Origin of the sequence: Stenotrophomonas maltophilia R551-3, assembly GCF_000020665.1 — a bacterium.
GTDB classification, from domain to species: Bacteria; Pseudomonadota; Gammaproteobacteria; order Xanthomonadales; family Xanthomonadaceae; genus Stenotrophomonas; species Stenotrophomonas maltophilia_L.
Window position 1 is genome coordinate 1,993,150 of the sequence record NC_011071.1, and the last position, 15,452, is coordinate 2,008,601.

13 protein-coding genes are annotated in these 15,452 nt (G+C 66.2%); 7 read left to right on the top strand and 6 right to left on the bottom strand.

All coding sequences use genetic code 11. The annotated features are described in order from the left end of the window. Positions 1 to 75: 75 nt before the first annotated feature. The 5 genes from SMAL_RS09095 (at position 76) to SMAL_RS09115 (ending at position 7,509) form a co-directional block, all read left to right on the top strand. A complete protein-coding gene (locus SMAL_RS09095; protein ID WP_012510898.1) occupies positions 76 to 1,128 on the top strand; it encodes a LacI family DNA-binding transcriptional regulator in 1,053 nt (350 codons plus the stop codon). A gap of 60 nt (positions 1,129 to 1,188) precedes the next feature. After that, positions 1,189 to 2,502 carry an L-fucose:H+ symporter permease gene (gene fucP, locus SMAL_RS09100; RefSeq protein WP_012510899.1) on the top strand — a complete coding sequence of 438 codons (1,314 nt, stop codon included), beginning with the start codon at positions 1,189 to 1,191 and terminating at the stop codon, positions 2,500 to 2,502. A 7-nt stretch (positions 2,503 to 2,509) separates the two neighbouring features. Beyond that, positions 2,510 to 3,505, top strand: a complete 996-nt coding sequence (locus tag SMAL_RS09105) for a carbohydrate kinase family protein (protein WP_012510900.1) — start codon at positions 2,510 to 2,512, stop codon at positions 3,503 to 3,505. Beyond that, positions 3,502 to 4,728, top strand: a complete 1,227-nt coding sequence (locus SMAL_RS09110) for an AGE family epimerase/isomerase (RefSeq protein ID WP_006363499.1) — start codon at positions 3,502 to 3,504, stop codon at positions 4,726 to 4,728. The genes SMAL_RS09105 and SMAL_RS09110 overlap by 4 nt, the downstream gene beginning before the upstream one ends. A 162-nt stretch (positions 4,729 to 4,890) precedes the next feature. Next, entirely contained in the window at positions 4,891 to 7,509 is a 2,619-nt protein-coding gene (locus SMAL_RS09115) for a beta-mannosidase (protein WP_012510901.1), read from the top strand. Between the two features lie 86 nt (positions 7,510 to 7,595). Here SMAL_RS09115 and mtnC read toward each other — a convergent pair whose 3' ends face one another. The 3 genes from mtnC to SMAL_RS09130 all read right to left on the bottom strand — a co-directional run bounded on the left by mtnC (position 7,596) and on the right by SMAL_RS09130 (position 9,581). Beyond that, on the bottom strand, positions 7,596 to 8,291 hold the full coding sequence (gene mtnC / locus SMAL_RS09120) for an acireductone synthase (RefSeq protein ID WP_012510902.1): 696 nt from the start codon (positions 8,289 to 8,291) through the stop codon (positions 7,596 to 7,598). 3 nt (positions 8,292 to 8,294) lie between these two features. Continuing rightward, positions 8,295 to 8,852 carry a 1,2-dihydroxy-3-keto-5-methylthiopentene dioxygenase gene (locus SMAL_RS09125; RefSeq protein WP_012510903.1) on the bottom strand — a complete coding sequence of 186 codons (558 nt, stop codon included), beginning with the start codon at positions 8,850 to 8,852 and terminating at the stop codon, positions 8,295 to 8,297. 87 nt (positions 8,853 to 8,939) lie between these two features. Beyond that, a complete protein-coding gene (locus SMAL_RS09130) occupies positions 8,940 to 9,581 on the bottom strand; it encodes a methylthioribulose 1-phosphate dehydratase (protein ID WP_012510904.1) in 642 nt (213 codons plus the stop codon). A 156-nt stretch (positions 9,582 to 9,737) separates the two neighbouring features. On the opposite strand from SMAL_RS09130, the gene SMAL_RS09135 reads away from it, so the two are divergent. After that, complete coding sequence (locus SMAL_RS09135; protein WP_229298198.1) at positions 9,738 to 10,208, top strand: hypothetical protein; 471 nt, start codon at positions 9,738 to 9,740, stop codon at positions 10,206 to 10,208. Between the two features lie 60 nt (positions 10,209 to 10,268). Here SMAL_RS09135 and SMAL_RS09140 read toward each other — a convergent pair whose 3' ends face one another. Further along, on the bottom strand, positions 10,269 to 11,696 hold the full coding sequence (locus SMAL_RS09140; protein ID WP_012510906.1) for an amino acid permease: 1,428 nt from the start codon (positions 11,694 to 11,696) through the stop codon (positions 10,269 to 10,271). An 82-nt stretch (positions 11,697 to 11,778) separates the two neighbouring features. Next, a complete protein-coding gene (locus SMAL_RS09145; RefSeq protein ID WP_012510907.1) occupies positions 11,779 to 13,254 on the bottom strand; it encodes an amino acid permease in 1,476 nt (491 codons plus the stop codon). A 133-nt stretch (positions 13,255 to 13,387) separates the two neighbouring features. On the opposite strand from SMAL_RS09145, the gene SMAL_RS09150 reads away from it, so the two are divergent. Then, complete coding sequence (locus SMAL_RS09150; RefSeq protein WP_006363816.1) at positions 13,388 to 14,002, top strand: NUDIX hydrolase; 615 nt, start codon at positions 13,388 to 13,390, stop codon at positions 14,000 to 14,002. A 79-nt stretch (positions 14,003 to 14,081) separates the two neighbouring features. Here the strand turns inward: SMAL_RS09150 and serA are convergent, their stop codons facing one another. Beyond that, a complete protein-coding gene (gene serA, locus SMAL_RS09155) occupies positions 14,082 to 15,323 on the bottom strand; it encodes a phosphoglycerate dehydrogenase (protein ID WP_012510908.1) in 1,242 nt (413 codons plus the stop codon). Between the last annotated feature and the right edge of the window lie 129 nt (positions 15,324 to 15,452).

Here is a 15,452-nt window from a genome sequence, read left to right on the forward strand (position 1 = left end):
TCACCCAGCGAACGGCACGGCACGACAGGGCCCTGATCCATTAGGCTTGAGCCTCCAGCGGAGTCCGGGAAGACGATGAACGACAACGGCAGCAGCAGTCCCAGCAAGCGCGCCGGCAAGGCGGTGACGGTGACCGACATCGCGCGTGCCATCGGCGTGTCACGGGCAACCGTGTCGCTGGTGCTGCGCGGCAGCCCGCTGGTCAACGTCGATACCCGCGCCAAGGTCGAGGCCGAACTGCGCCGCCAGCGCTATGTCTACAACCGCGCGGCGGCCAATCTGCGTCGCCGTACCTCGTCGAGCATCGCGCTGGTGATCAACGATCTGTCCAACCCGTTCTTCGCCGAATTCGCTTCGGGCGTGGACGAGGCGCTCGGCGGGCGTGGCTACGTAACCCTGCTGGGCAGTACGGGTGAATCGCCGGAGCGCCAGCAGGCGGTGCTTTCGACACTGATGGAACACACCCCGGCCGGCCTGATCCTGTCGCCGGCCGAAGGCAGTGACACTGCGCAGCTGCGCCAGGCGCTGGGCGCCAATGCCAACGTACTGCTGTTCAACCGCGAACTGGAAGGGGCCGACTGGGACTTCCTGACCCTGGACAACCAGCACGGCGCCTACCTGGCCACGCGCCACTTGATCGAGCGCGGCCATCGCCAGATCGCCTTCTTCGGTGGCCACGCCGCGTCCAGTTCGTGCCACCAGCGCCGTGCCGGTTTCCAGCAGGCGCTGGCCGAGGCTGGGCTGTCGTTGCCGCCGGGTTGGATGATCGAGTCGGCGCCGAACCGCCTGGAAGCTGCGGCGCGCACCGATGAGCTGTTTGCCGACGGACATCGCCCGAGTGCAGCGGTCTGCTACAACGACACCGTCGCGCTGGGCCTGATGCTGGGCTTGAATTCTCGTGGCATCCGTCCGGGCGGTGACTTTGCCGTTACCGGATTCGATGATATTTCCGAGGCATCTGTCGCGGTGCCGCCGTTGACCACGCTCACCGCCGACCCGCGCGAGCGTGGCCGGCAAGCTGCCGCGTTGCTGCTGCAACGACTGGACGAGCCGGACGCGCCGCCACGGCGCACGGTCGCACCGGTGCAGCTGCGCATCCGCGAAAGCAGTGCCGCACGACCGAACTGATTTCCTTCCTACACCCCTTCCACGCAACAACGACCTTCCGCGCATCGAGGCGCGTACCGCATGCCGATCTCCGCAACGCCCCGTCCATCGGGTTCCTCGGGCAACGCACCTGCCGTCACCAACGGCAAGGCGCTGGCTGTCGTCACCACGATCTTCTTCATGTGGGGCTTCCTGACCTGCCTCAATGACATCCTGATCCCGCACCTGAAGGCGGTGTTCGAGCTGAACTATGCCAAGGCGATGCTGGTGCAGTTCACCTTCTTCGGCACCTATTTCCTGATGTCGCTGCCAGCGGGTCGGCTGGTGGCGGCGCTGGGTTACAAGAAGGGCATCGTTGCCGGTCTGGTGATCGCTGGTATCGGCGCGCTGGGCTTCTGGCCGGCGGCCGAGCTGCGCGTGTACGGCGCCTTCCTCGGCGCGCTGTTCGTGCTGGCCACTGGCATTACCGTGCTGCAGGTCGCTGCCAACCCCTACGTTGCGCTGCTGGGTCCGGAGCAGACCAGCTCCAGCCGCCTGACCCTGGCGCAGGCGCTGAACTCGCTGGGCACGGCCATTGCGCCGATTTTCGGCGGCATGCTGATCCTGTCCAACACGGTCAAGAGCGCCGATGAACTGAACGCGCTGCCGGCCGCCGAACAGCTGGCCTACCGCGCCGCCGAGGCGCAGGCCGTGCAGGGCCCGTACGTGGGCCTGGCAGTGGCGCTGGTGCTGCTGGCGCTGTTCGTGTTCCTGTTCCGCCTGCCGGCGCTGAGCGACGCCACCGAGCAGGCCGACCAGGGCCACCACCACAGCTATCTGGATGCGCTGCGCAAGCGCCACCTGTTGCTGGGTGTGCTGGGCATCTTCTTCTACGTCGGCGCCGAAGTGTCGATCGGCAGCTTCCTGGTCAACTATCTGTCGATGCCGAGCATCGGCGGCTTCAGCGAACAGGAAGCCACGCACTACGTGTCGGCCTACTGGACGATGGCGATGATCGGCCGCTTTGCGGGCTCGGCGCTGCTGGCGCGCTTCTCGCCCAGCCGTCTGCTGGCGATCTTCGCGCTGGTCAACGTGGGCCTGCTGGCCACGACCATGCTGACCTCCGGCAACGTCGCGCTGTACTCGGTGGTGGCGATCGGCCTGTTCAACTCGATCATGTTCCCGACCATCTTCGCGCTGAGCATCGAGCGCCTGGGCCCGCTGACCAACAAGGGTTCCAGCCTGCTGATCATGGCCATCGTCGGCGGTGCCGTGGTGCCGTACCTGCAGGGCGTGCTGGCCGACCACATCGGCGTGCAGGCCAGCTTCATCCTGCCGCTGCTGTGCTACGGCTACATCATTTTCTACGGACTGGTCGGCGCGCGTACGCCGGCTTCCGCAACGCAGGGAGGCTGAGTCCGGAATGGGTGCCATTGTCTGCTTCGGCGAAATTTTGATCGATCTACTAGCGCAACCGCCGGCCTCGGCCGATACTCCGCGCGCGTTCCTGCAGTACGCCGGTGGTGCACCGGCGAACGTCGCGGTGGCGGCTGCACGGCTGGGTGCAGAGACCCAGTTCGTCGGCATGCTCGGCCGCGACATGTTCGGTGACTTCCTCGCCGACAGCCTGGTCGAGCACGGCGTGGGCACGGATTACATCGTGCGCACCGACGCCGCCAAGACCGCGCTGGCCTTCGTCGCGCTGGATGCCAGTGGCGAGCGCAGCTTCAGCTTCTACCGCCCGCCGGCGGCTGACCTGCTGTTCCGTGACAACGATTTCCAGGCCGCGTGCCTCGACAGCGCGCAGTGCTTCCACGTCTGTTCCAACAGCTTGACTGAACCGGCCATCGCCGAGGCGACCTTCGCCGGCATGGACCGCGCCCGCGCCGCCGGTGCGGTGGTCAGCCTCGACCTCAACCTGCGTCCGGCCCTGTGGCCGGCGAACGAGGATCCGACGCCGAGGCTGTGGCAGGCACTGGAACGTGCCGACCTGGTCAAGCTCTCGCGCGAGGAACTGGACTACCTGGCAGCACCGCTCGGCGATGACGGAGAGGCGCTGGTGCTACGTCGCCTGCTGGCCGCGCAGGCGCGCTGGGTGATCGTCACCGATGGCGCGGCCACGCTGCACTGGTACACCCGCGACAACCACGGCACGGTCACCAGTTTCCGCGTGGCCACGGTCGATACCACGGCCGCCGGTGATGCCTTCGTCGGTGGCGTGCTGGTCGGCCTGCTGGAGCGGGGCGGGGCGGGCGCTGGTTTCGCCGCGTTCTGCCAGGACCCGGAGGCGATCGCCGCCACGCTGCGCTTCGGCGCCGCCGTGGGTGCGCTGGCGGTTACCCGCAAGGGCGCGTTCGCCGCGATGCCCTCGCTCGATGAAGTGCAGCAGCTGCTGCAGGCACAGGACATTCCCGCATGAGCACCTCGCCCGATTTCCGTTCGCCCGCGTTCCTGCGCGCGCACATCGCCGACACGATGGCGTTCTACCACCCGCGCTGCATCGACCCGAAGGGTGGCTTCTTCCATTATTTCCGCGACGACGGCAGCATCTACGATGCCAGCCACCGCCACCTGGTGAGCAGCACCCGTTTCGTCTTCAACTATGCGATGGCCTACCGTGAATTCGGCAATGCCGAGTACCGCGAGGCGGTCGAGCATGGCGTGCGCTACCTGCGCGAGGTGCACCGTAACCCGGCCACCGGCGGCTATGCCTGGACCCTGCGCGACGGCAAGGTCGAGGACGACATGAACCACTGCTACGGCGTGGCGTTCGTGCTGCTGGCCTACAGCTGCGCACTGAAAGCCGGTGTCGAGCAGGCCCGCGAGTGGATGGATGAGACCTGGCAGCTGCTGGAAGCACGCTTCTGGGAGCCGCAGCACGGCCTGTACAAGGACGAGGCTGACGGCCAGTGGAACTTCACCGGCTACCGTGGCCAGAACGCCAACATGCACATGTGCGAGGCGATGCTGGCCGCGTTCGAGGCCAGTGGCGAGCAGCGCTATGTCGAGCGCGCGCTGCAGCTGGCCGACAACATGACCCGCCGCCAGGCCGCCAAGGCCGGTGGCCTGGTCTGGGAGCATTACGATTCCAACTGGGAAATCGACTGGGACTACAACCTGGACGACCCCAAGCACCTGTTCCGCCCATGGGGCTTCCAGCCGGGGCATCAGACCGAGTGGGCCAAGCTGCTGCTGATCCTCGATCGCCACGTGCAGGCCGACTGGCTGGTGCCGACCGCGCAGCATCTGTTCGACGTGGCCGTAGCGCGCAGCTGGGACGACACCCGTGGTGGCTTGTACTACGGCTTCGCACCTGAATCGCGGCGGCAGCCGGGCATGGACGGCGCACCGATCGGTGGCGACAGCTTCGTCTGCGACGACGACAAGTACTTCTGGGTGCAGGCCGAAACGCTGGCCACCGCCGCGTTGATGGCCAAGCGTACCGGCGACGACCGCTACTGGCAGTGGTACGACCGCTTCTGGGCGTACTCCTGGGAGCATTTCGTCGATCACCAGTACGGTGCCTGGTTCCGCATCCTCGATGCGGACAACCGCAAGTACAGCGACGAGAAGAGCCCGGCTGGCAAGGTCGATTACCACACCATGGGCGCGTGCTACGAAGTGTTGAACGTCGTGCGTTGAGGCGCGTGTCGCCGTACGCATGATGAATCGGAATCGGTAGCGCCGGGCCGCGCCGCGCCTCGGTCCGGGCGCCGGGATGATGAACGCATCGCCATGCGCGCGGAGCCAGCCGCAGGCAATGGACACTCGCTTTGGCCTTCAGCAGAGAAACAGGAGTATCACGTGCATCGCCTTTCCCTCGTTGTCCGTCTGCTCCTGCTGCTGATCGCAGCGTCGGCCTTCCCGGCAGCTGCAGCGCCTCTGCAGGCACAGTGGCAGTTCCGCATGCTGCCCGGCGACGCGCAGGGCGCCGCGCGTCCAGGCCTGCAGCAATGGCGGGCGGCGAAGGTGCCGGGCAGCGTGCACACCGACCTGCTGGCGCATGGGCTGATCCGCGATCCGTACGTCGGTGCGCCTGAGGCCGAGCTGCAATGGATCGGCCTGGCTGATTGGGAGTACCGCGCCCGCTTCGACGTGGATGCGGCGACGCTGGCCAAGCCCAATGCCGAGCTGCGCTTCGATGGGCTGGACACCTACGCCGAAGTCAGTCTCAACGGCAAGCCGCTGCTGCGTGCAGACAATGCGCACCGTACCTGGACCGCGCGCGTGGAAGGGCGTCTGCGGGCGAAAGGCAATGAACTGCAGATCGTGTTCCGCTCGCCGATTCGGACCCTGCTGCCGGGCGTGCAGGCGATACCGCACAAGATCGCCGGCAATTACCCGTCGCCGTATGGCGATGAACCGAAGGACGCGATGGTCGGCAACTTCGCGCGCAAGCCGGCCTACCACTTCGGTTGGGACTGGGGCCCGCGCTATGTCACTGCCGGGGTCTGGCGCGGCGTCGATCTGCAGGCCTGGGATGCGCACCGGCTGACAGATCTGGCGGTGCGCACCGATGCATTGAACGCGGAGCAGGCGAAGCTGGCAGTGCTGCTGCAGGTGGAGCAGGGTGCTGCGGCGGGTTCGGCCGTGGTCAATGTGTATGTACATGATCCGGAAGGCCGCAGCGTGGCCCAGAAGCAGCGCACGGTTCTGCTGAAGCCCGGCCAGAACAGTGTTGAACTACCGATTGAACTGGCGGAACCGAAGCGTTGGTGGCCGGTCGGCCACGGTGCACAGGACCGCTACACCGTGCAGGCTCGCCTGGACGGCGGCGCAGATACAACGCTGGCCCGCGAGCAGCGCATCGGCCTGCGCACGGTCGAACTGCGTCGCGAGGAAGACGGTAAGGGCGGGCAGGGCTTTGCTTTCGTCATCAACGGCGTGGAGATCTTCGCCAAGGGCGCCAACGTCATTCCGTTCGATGCCTTCCCCGCACGGGTCGATGCCGCACGCCTGCGCCAGGTGCTGACCGCCGCCCGCGACGCCAAAATGAACATGCTGCGCAACTGGGGCGGCGGCTACTACGAGGACGATGCGTTCTTCGACATCGCCGATGAGCTGGGCCTGCTGGTCTGGCAGGACTTCATGTTCGGTGGTGGCATGCAGCCGGGCTACGATCAGGCGTTCCGCGCCAGCGTGGTGGCCGAGGCGCGCGACAACGTACGCCGCCTGCGCCATCACCCCAGCATCGTGCTGTGGTGTGGCAACAACGAGGAAGAGACCGCCTGGAAGGACTGGGGCCACGGCCGCGACCTGAAGGCGGCTGACCCGGCATTTGCAGCGAGGGTCTGGCAGGGCTACGTCGACCTGTTCGGCAACGACCTGCGCCAGGTAGTGGGCGAGGAGGGGTTGGGCGTGCCGTACTGGTCCAGCTCGCCCAGCAATGATCTGGATGAGAAGGCCAACGACTCGACCCGCGGCGACAAGCACTACTGGCAGGTCTGGGGCAATCCAGCGCTGCCGGTGCAGGCCTACCTGCGTGAGACGCCGCGCTTCATGTCCGAATACGGACTGCAGGCGTGGCCGTCGGTGGCGACGGTGGACCAGATCGCCACCCGCGCCGAGCAGCGCATCGACAGCCCGGTAATCCGCGCGCACCAGAAATTCATGGCCGGCGAGGGCAACAGCCGCCTGCTGCACTACATCGAACTGGGCTACGGCACGCCGAAGGACTTCGAGGACTTCGTCTATCTGAGCCAGGTGATGCAGGCCGATGGCATCGCGCTGGCGGCGCTGCATCATCGCGCCTCGCGGCCGTACACGATGGGCTCGCTGTACTGGCAGCTCAACGACGTCTGGCCAGGTGCTTCATGGTCCAGCGTGGACTACTTCGGTCGCTGGAAGGCGCTGCACTTCGCCGCGCGGCGCTTCTTTGCGCCGGTGACGGTGGCGGCGTTGCGCGATGAGGGCAGCACGCGGGTGCGCCTGATCAACGACGGTGCCGCGCTGGATGCAAGCTGGCGGTTGCGGGTGATGGATGTAGACGGCAAGGTGCTGCGTCGTCGCGAGGACGCGGTGACGCTGGCCGCTGCCGGTGTCACCTCGATCGGTGATTTCCGCGATGCCGAATTGTTGGCCGGTGCCGACCCGAAGCGCACCATTGCGGTGTTCGAGCTGCTGCAGGAAGGCAGGGTGAGCGCGCGACAGGTGCTTGGCTTCGTCGAGGCCAAGGATCAGATCCTGCCGCGGCAGAAGCTCAAGGCCAGCCTGTCCATTGAAGGCGACCACTATCGTCTGCGATTGGAAAGCGCGGCCTACGTGCGTTCGGCGTGGATCGACTTCGGTGCATTGGACGTGCAGGTGGAAGACAACCTGCTCGACCTGCTGCCCGGCGAAACCCGCGACATTGCGGTTCGCGGCCCGGTGGACCTGGCTGCCCTGCGCGAAGCGCTGAAGGTGAAGACCCTCAACGATCGTTGAGCAAAAAAGGGGACGGAGGGGATTAAGTCGTTTGTGGCCCATGTGTGCCACAAACGACTTAATCCCCTCCGTCCCCTTTTTCTTGCTTACAGCTGGATCTGCTGGAAGTTCTCGACGCGCTCGTGGCCGTTGGCGGCCTGGCCGGTGCGCGGCAGCGGGTAGTCATCCAGGCGATCGATCAGGCGGGTCTGCAACCCGGCTTCGCGGGCAGCATCCAGTTCTTCCACCACATCCGACAGGAACAGGATCTCGCCGGCCGGCACGTCGATGGCCTGCACGATGCGGCGGTAGCTGTCGGCCTCGCGCTTGCCGCCGATCTCGGTATCGAACCAGCCCGACACCAGCGGGCTGAGGTCACCGGCATCGCTGAAGCCGAAGAACAGCTTCTGCGCCGGCACCGAGCCGGAGGAATACACATACAGCGGCAGGCCGGAGGCGTGCCAGCCCTTCAGCACCGGCGCCACTTCCGGGTAGAAGTGCGCGGTGTAGTCGCCGCGGCGGTAACCTTCGTCCCAGATCAGGCCCTGCAGCGCCTTCAGTGCAGTGTGCTTGCGGTCCTGGTCGATCCAGCCCTGCAGCGTCTCGGCCACCAGGCTGTCCTGGCAGGCGCCGCCAATCTCGGTGGCCACCGCATCCAGCCAACGGCGGACTTCCGGCTGCTGGCCGTGCTCGGCGACGAACGCGGGCAGCGCCTTGCGGGCATAGGGGAACAGCACGTTCTTGACGAACGAGATGCTGCTGGTGGTGCCTTCGATGTCGGTCAGGATGACGCGGGGCTGCATGGATCAGGACGCCTGGGTAGGTACGTAACGGGGGAACTTCTGCGCGATGTCGGTGCCGGTGAAGTGGCCGACCCAGCCGTCCGGCTCGGTGAAGAAGCGGATCGCCACGAAGCTGGGCTCATCGCCCATGTCGAACCAGTGGGTGGTGCCGTCGGGCACGGCGATCAGGTCGTCCTTCACGCACTCGATCTCATAGACCTTGTCACCCACGTGCAGCGTGAACAGGCCGGAGCCTGCGACGAAGAAGCGCACCTCGTCTTCCTTGTGGAAGTGTTCGTCGAGGAACTTCCTGCGCAGCTCGGCGCGGTTCGGGTTGTCCGGGGCGATCGAGGCCACGTCCACGCTCTTGAAGCCGCGCTCGGCCACCAGGCGGTCGATGTCGGCGCGGTAAGCGGCGAACACTTCCTCCTGGCTGGCGCCCGGCGCGACCGGCGCGGTGGCCTGCCAGCGCTCGAAGGTGACGCCGATCTTCTGCAGCTCGGCAGCGATGATCGCGCCGTCCTGGGTGTCCAGCAGCGGCGATTCGGGGCGGGTGTCGTCGTAGATGCGCAGTCGGCTCATGGCGGCAGCTTGAACGTCTCGGGGGGAAGACAGGGTAGCAGGGTGGGGGCAGGGTGCAGATTCCAGATGGGAATCTGCACCCCTCGATCAGCCGCGCAGCTTGCGCAGTTCCAGCTCGCAGTGGAGCAGGAACTCGAAGGCTTCCAGGTGGCGGCGCGCGTCGGCCATGTCGCGGCCCCAGGCATACAGGCCGTGGCCATCGATCAGGTAGCCCCACAGGTTCTGACGGTCGAGCAGGTCATCGACCTGCTTCGAAAGCACGTTCATGTCCTGGGTGTTGGCGAACACCGGAATGTCGATGGCCATTTCATGGGTGCTGTTGCCGGCGAAGGCCTTCAGCAGCTCGTAGCCTTCGACCCGGATGTGGCCCTGCGGCGCGTACAGGCGCGAGGCAATGGTCTGCACCGGCGAGTGGGTGTGCAGCACGCAGCCGATCTCGGGGAAGCGACGGTACAACTGGGTGTGCAGCAGGGTCTCGGCAGACGGGCGCAGCGGGCGGCCGACGGCCTGGCCGTCGAAGTCCACCACCATGATGTCGTCCTCGATCAGCCGCCCCTTGTCCTTGCCGGACACGGTGATCGCGGCATGGCGGTCGTCCAGGCGGTGGGAGAAGTTGCTGCTGGTGGCCGGGGTCCAACCGGCCTGGGCCAGCTCGCGGACATTGTCGATCAGCAGCTGGGCCAGTTCGCTCAGGCGCGCGGTGTCGTACGGGAAGGTGGGGGCGTTCATGCCGGCGATTTTACTGGATTCGGCCCGTCGCTGGACCTGCGCAGCAGCAGCGGGCCGGCTATGCGGGCAGACCGCGGCAGTGTGCTGCCACAGGGTCGGCAGGATTTGGATCGAGGCAGGCACAGCGCTGGCTGAATGGGGGAGGCCGGCAGCGCGTTGGAAGCGATTCCGGTCGTGGACAGCCTTCGCGCCGCGAAACACCATCAGGTGGCCGCAGAAATTCCGGCGAGCGCCAAGGATAGGAGTACTTCGATGACCGCGCGCGCGATGGGAACGATGGGGATGATCGGTGTGGTGCTGGCCTGCAGTGGCTGCACGATGGAATGGGTAAAGATGGATGCGGGAGCACGGCCATTCGGCCCCGCCCACTCGAGTTGCGCGGCGCGGGCCGACGATCATTGGCCGGTGAGGAATGAAGTGGCCACGCGCACCGTCTACGAGGACCGCAAGGTACCCTGCAGGCTCGATGAAGTCTGCACGATCGATGGCAAGTACAACATGGTGCCGATGCCGAAAGAGGAGAGCTACATCGTGGACGTCAATGCGTCCGACCGCGGCAGTGAGTTCCGGGGCTGCATGGCCGGTGCCGGCTGGCAACAGCAGCTCATCTGGTTCAATCGTCGCTAGGCGAGACGGGTACCTCGCACCAGCAAGCGGAAGGGCAGGGCCGTCGTGGCCCTGCCGCTCTTACTTCGCCCGCAGCCGGCTGTGCCGGAACCCGTAGCAGAAATAGATCACGAAGCCGACGAACGTCCACACGCCCATCAGCATCCAGTTGTGCATCGTCATCGCCGACAGCAGGGCAAGGCAACTCAGCACGCCCAGGCTGCAGATCAGCCATGCCATCGGCATGCGGAACGGACGCGGCAGGTCCGGCTGGGTGCGGCGCAGGATCAGCACGCCCGCGCACACCGCCGCGAACGCGATCAGCGTGCCCATCGAGGTCAGTTCGCCGAGGATGTCCAGCGGGAACAGCGCCGCCAGCAGGGCGATGCCGATGCCGGTGATCACGGTATTGATGTGCGGAGTGCGGTACTTCGGGTGGATCTTGGTGAACACCGGCGGCAGCAGGCCGTCGCGGCCCATGATCATGAAGATGCGCGGCTGGCCGATGATCATTACCAGCACCACCGAGGACAGGCCCACCAGTGCGCCGACCTCGACCACCCAGCGCAACCAGCCCAGCTGCGGATGCGCGGCCACCGCGGTCACCACCGGTTCGTCGGTGCCGAGCAGCTGGTAAGGCACCAGGCCGGTCATCACCGCCGCCATCGCGATGTACAGCACGGTGCAGATCACCAGCGACAGCATCATGCCGAAGGGCATGTCGCGCTGCGGGTTCTTCGATTCCTGCGCCGCCACCGACACCGCCTCGAAACCGATGTAGGCGAAGAACACCATCGCCGCGCCGCGCAGCACGCCTTCCATGCCGTACTTGCCGGGGCCTTCGTTGGCCGGAATGAACGGGGTCCAGTTGCTGGTGTCCACGTACTTCCAGCCCACCACGATGACCAGCACGATCAGGCCGGTCTTGAGCACGACCATCGCCATGTTCATCGCCGAGGACTTGCTGATGCCGACGTAGCACAGCCAGGTCAGCAGCAGCACCAGTGCGGCGGCGGGCAGGTTGGCGATCGCCCCGGTCGGGCGCAGCTGCGCGTCGAGTGGCGCGCTGACCAGCGCCGCCGGTAGATGGATGTCGAACTGGCTGAGCAGGCTGAGGAAATAGCCGGTCCAGCTGACCGCTACCGCCGAGGCCGAGACACCATATTCGAGCACCAGCATCCAGCCGATGAACCAGGCCGAGAGCTCGCCGAAGGTGGCGTAGGTGTAGGTGTAGGCGCTGCCGGAGACCGGCACCATCGAGGCGAACTCGGCGTACGCCAGCGCGCAGAAGGCGCAGCAGATCGCGGCCAGCACGAAGGACAGCATGATGGCCGGGCCGGCGTGGTTGGCGGCGGCCTGGCCGGTAATGACGAAGATGCCGCCGCCGATCACCGCGCCGATGCCGAGGGCGGTCAGGCCCCAGGGGCCGAGGTGGCGGCGCAGGCTCAGGCCATTGGCGTCTTCATGGGCGGCATGCGGGTGCTTGGTGGCCCACAGTTGCTTGAACATGTGTGGTGGTCTTGTCGAAGCGCGCCGCAACGGGCGCGCGGGGAAAACGGACGGGCCGGCGCGAGGCCGGCCCGTAGGCGGATCAGGAGGACTTGGCCAACTTGCTGTTGCGGATGCCGTAGCCCAGGTAGATCAGCAGGCCGAGCAAGGTCCAACCGACGAACAGGTGCCAGTGCACCACGAACGCCTGCCAGAACAGGAACAGGCAGGTAGCTGCGCCGAGCGGGCAGATGATCCACACCGCCGGCACGCGGAACGGGCGGTGCAGGTCCGGCTTGGAGTAGCGCAGCACCAGCACGCCGATGCAGACCGTGGCGAAGGCCAGCAGGGTGCCCATCGACACCAGTTCACCCAGCACGTTCAGCGGCACCATGCCGGCCAGCGCGGCGGCGATCACGCCGACCACGATGGTGGCCACGTACGGCGTGCGGAAGCGCGTATGGACCTTGCCGAAGAACTTCGGCAGCAGGCCGTCGCGGGAGATGGTGTAGGCGATGCGAGTCTGGCCCATCATCATCACCAGCACCACCGAGGACAGGCCGGCGATGGCGCCGATCTCGACCAGCGTCTTCAGCCAGGCCAGGGTCGGGTAGGGCTCCAGCGCGGTGGCTACCGGCTTGTCGGTGCCCAGCAGGTGGTACGGCATCATGCCGGTCAGCACCGCGCAGACGATGATGTAGACAATGGTGCACACCGCCAGCGAGCCGAGCAGGCCGATCGGCATGTTGCGCTGCGGGTCCTTGGTTTCGCCGGCGGCGGTGGAGACCGCATCGAAGCCGATGTAGGCGAAGAACACGATGGTGGCCGCACGGAACACGCCGCTCCAGCCGAACTCACCCGCCACGCCGGTGTTTTCCGGGATGAACGGCTGCCAGTTGGCCGGATCGATGTGGGCCGCGCCGATGCCGATGAACAGGCAGATGACGGTGACCTTGATCGCCACGATGATCGCGTTGACGAAGGCCGACTGGGTCACGCCCACGTACAGCAGGCCGGACACCGCCGCCACGATCAGTACTGCCGGCAGGTTGAACAGCTTGCCCGAGGCGATGAACTCGCTGCCGGTCCAAGCGATGGGTGCTGCGCTGAGCGCATCCGGGAACGGCATGTGCAGGGTGGTGGTGATGAAGCTGATCAGGTACGCCGACCAGCCCACCGCGACCGAGGCCGAGGCGAACAGGTACTCCAGTACCAGGCACCAGCCGATGAACCAGGCCATGCCTTCGCCGAGGGTGGCGTAGGAGTAGGAGTAGGCGCTGCCGGAGACCGGCATCATCGCCGCGAATTCGGCGTAGCACAGGCCCGCCAGGGCGCAGGCGAAACCGGCGATGACGAACGACAGCATCACTGCCGGGCCAGCGTGGTTGGCCGCAGCCTGGCCGGTCAGCACGAAGATACCTGCGCCGATCACCGCACCCACGCCAAGCAGGATGAGGTGTTTAGCCGTGAGGGTCCGTTTCAACGTGGCTTCGCCGTCCAGGCTGCCTTCGATGGGTTCGCCAGCATCGACGTGCCCGGCCGGTTCAACCGGCTTGACCCTCAACAGAGCTTTCAGCATGCAGTACTTCCTAGTGATCGGATTGGGTGGGCCGCCGATACGTTGCCGGCAACCCTGGAATGGTGAAGGCCGCGCGAACGGCCCGCTGTACCTTAGCCAAAGCTGAAGCCAACGCACAAGCGCAATCGCAACAATGAACGGCGATAATGAGCAGTATTTTTCCAAACGCCGCCCATTCATGAGCCAGACCGCCGAAACCCTTGCCGTGCTTGACGATCGCCTGCGTGGTCTGCTGCGGGACTATGCCCGCCGCGAGCCCGCCCACGACGCATTGGCTGCCGAATTCGGCACATTGTTGGACGATCCGGAAGATCCGTTCCGGCGCGAACGACTGGCCGGCCACTTCACCGCCAGCTGCTGGCTGGTCAGTGCCGATGGCCAGCGCCTGCTGCTGACCCACCACCGCAAGCTGCAGCGCTGGCTGCAGCTGGGCGGCCACGCCGACGGCGACCGCGACCTGGCCCAAGTGGCGCTGAAGGAAGCCGAAGAAGAATCGGGCCTGAGCGGTCTGGTGCTGGAAGATCCGGCCATCTTCGATATCGACAAGCATTGGATTCCGGAGCGCAAGGACGTGCCAGGGCACTGGCACTACGACGTGCGTTTCGTGATCCGGGCGCTGGGTGGCGAGGCCTTCGTGCTCAGCGAGGAGTCGCTGGACCTGGCCTGGCGGCCGGTGACCGAAGTCGCGGCCGATCCGGAATCGGACGAATCCATGCAGCGCATGGCGCGCCGGTGGTTGACGCGTTGAAGAAAAAGGGGACGGAGGGGATTAAGTCGTTTGCGGCACATGCGGCATAAACGACTTAATCCCCTCCGTCCCCTTTTTTTCAGTACAGGATGCGCGTGCGCAGCGTGCCCGGAATCGCGGCCAGCTCGTCGCGCACCGCGGCGGCCTGTTCCTCGCTCGCGGTGATGTCGATCACCACGTAACCCACCTTCGGGTCGGTGCGCAGGAACTGGCCGTCGATGTTGACGTTGTGGCGCGAGAAGATCTCGTTGACCTTGGACAGCACGCCCGGCACGTTCTGGTGGATGTGCAGCAGGCGCAGGCTGTCGGCGTGCTCGGGCAGGGTCACTTCCGGGAAGTTGACCGCCGACAGGGTGCTGCCGTTGTCGCTGTAGCGCACCAGCTTGGCCGCTACTTCAATGCCGATGTTGTCCTGCGCTTCCAGCGTGCTGCCGCCCACGTGCGGGGTCAGGATCACGTTGTCGTGGCGGGTCAGGGGCGATTCGAAGATATCGCCGTTGCCCTTCGGCTCGACCGGGAACACGTCCAGCGCGGCGCCACCGACGTGACCGCTGGCCAGGGCCGCATCCAGTGCATCGATGTCGACCACGGTGCCGCGCGCGGCATTGATCAGGTGCGCGCCCTTGCGCATCTTCGCCAGCTCGGTGCTGCCGATCATCCACTGCGTGGACGGGGTCTCCGGCACGTGCAGGGTGACGATGTCGGCACGCGCCAGCAGGTCGTCCAGGCTGGCCGCTGCACGGGCATTGCCCAGTGCCAGCTTGGTTTCCACGTCGTGGAAGATCACCTGCATGCCCAGCGATTCGGCCAGCACACCCACCTGGGTGCCGATGTGGCCATAGCCGATGATGCCCAGGGTCTTGCCGCGCACCTCATGGCTGCCGCTGGCCGACTTCGACCAGCCGCCACGATGGCATTCGGCGTTCTTCTGCGGGATGCCGCGGGTCAGCATGATCGCCTCGGCGATCACCAGTTCGGCCACGCTGCGGGTATTGGAGTAGGGCGCGTTGAACACCGGGATGCCGGCCAGCTCGGCCGCGTCCAGGTCGACCTGGTTGGTGCCGATGCAGAAGCAGCCCACCGCGATCAGCCGCTTGGCCTCGGCCAGCACTTCGGCACTGAGCTGGGTGCGCGAACGGATGCCGACGATGTGCGCCTCGGCGATGCGCGCCTTCAGTTCATCCTCGGGCAGCGCCTTGGTGTGCGCTTCGATCTGGCTGTAGCCGGCGGCGCTGAACACCTCCACGGCGGTCTGGCTGACCCCCTCCAGCAACAGCACGCGGATATCCTGCTTCGGGAACGAGGTCTTCTTCGGCGACATGGGGCAACACGGCCAGTGGGACGGGGGCTGACCACTATGCCAGATCGTGCCGCCCATGGTGCAGTGCGCAATTGGTTGCATCCGTAGCTATCTGCGCGGCTGCGGGGCTGGACGCTGGCGCGCGCCGCT

Excerpts from the sequence above, each read along its gene's own strand:
- SMAL_RS09095 (WP_012510898.1), top strand. The coding sequence starts at position 76 with ATGAACGACAACGGCAGCAGCAGTCCCAGCAAGCGCGCCGGCAAGGCG.
- fucP (WP_012510899.1), top strand. The coding sequence starts at position 1,189 with ATGCCGATCTCCGCAACGCCCCGTCCATCGGGTTCCTCGGGCAACGCA.
- SMAL_RS09105 (WP_012510900.1), top strand. The coding sequence starts at position 2,510 with ATGGGTGCCATTGTCTGCTTCGGCGAAATTTTGATCGATCTACTAGCG.
- SMAL_RS09110 (WP_006363499.1), top strand. The coding sequence starts at position 3,502 with ATGAGCACCTCGCCCGATTTCCGTTCGCCCGCGTTCCTGCGCGCGCAC.
- mtnC (WP_012510902.1), bottom strand. The coding sequence starts at position 8,291 with ATGCAGCCCCGCGTCATCCTGACCGACATCGAAGGCACCACCAGCAGC.
- SMAL_RS09125 (WP_012510903.1), bottom strand. The coding sequence starts at position 8,852 with ATGAGCCGACTGCGCATCTACGACGACACCCGCCCCGAATCGCCGCTG.
- SMAL_RS09130 (WP_012510904.1), bottom strand. The coding sequence starts at position 9,581 with ATGAACGCCCCCACCTTCCCGTACGACACCGCGCGCCTGAGCGAACTG.
- SMAL_RS09140 (WP_012510906.1), bottom strand. The coding sequence starts at position 11,696 with ATGTTCAAGCAACTGTGGGCCACCAAGCACCCGCATGCCGCCCATGAA.
- SMAL_RS09145 (WP_012510907.1), bottom strand. The coding sequence starts at position 13,254 with ATGCTGAAAGCTCTGTTGAGGGTCAAGCCGGTTGAACCGGCCGGGCAC.
- SMAL_RS09150 (WP_006363816.1), top strand. The coding sequence starts at position 13,388 with ATGAACGGCGATAATGAGCAGTATTTTTCCAAACGCCGCCCATTCATG.
- serA (WP_012510908.1), bottom strand. The coding sequence starts at position 15,323 with ATGTCGCCGAAGAAGACCTCGTTCCCGAAGCAGGATATCCGCGTGCTG.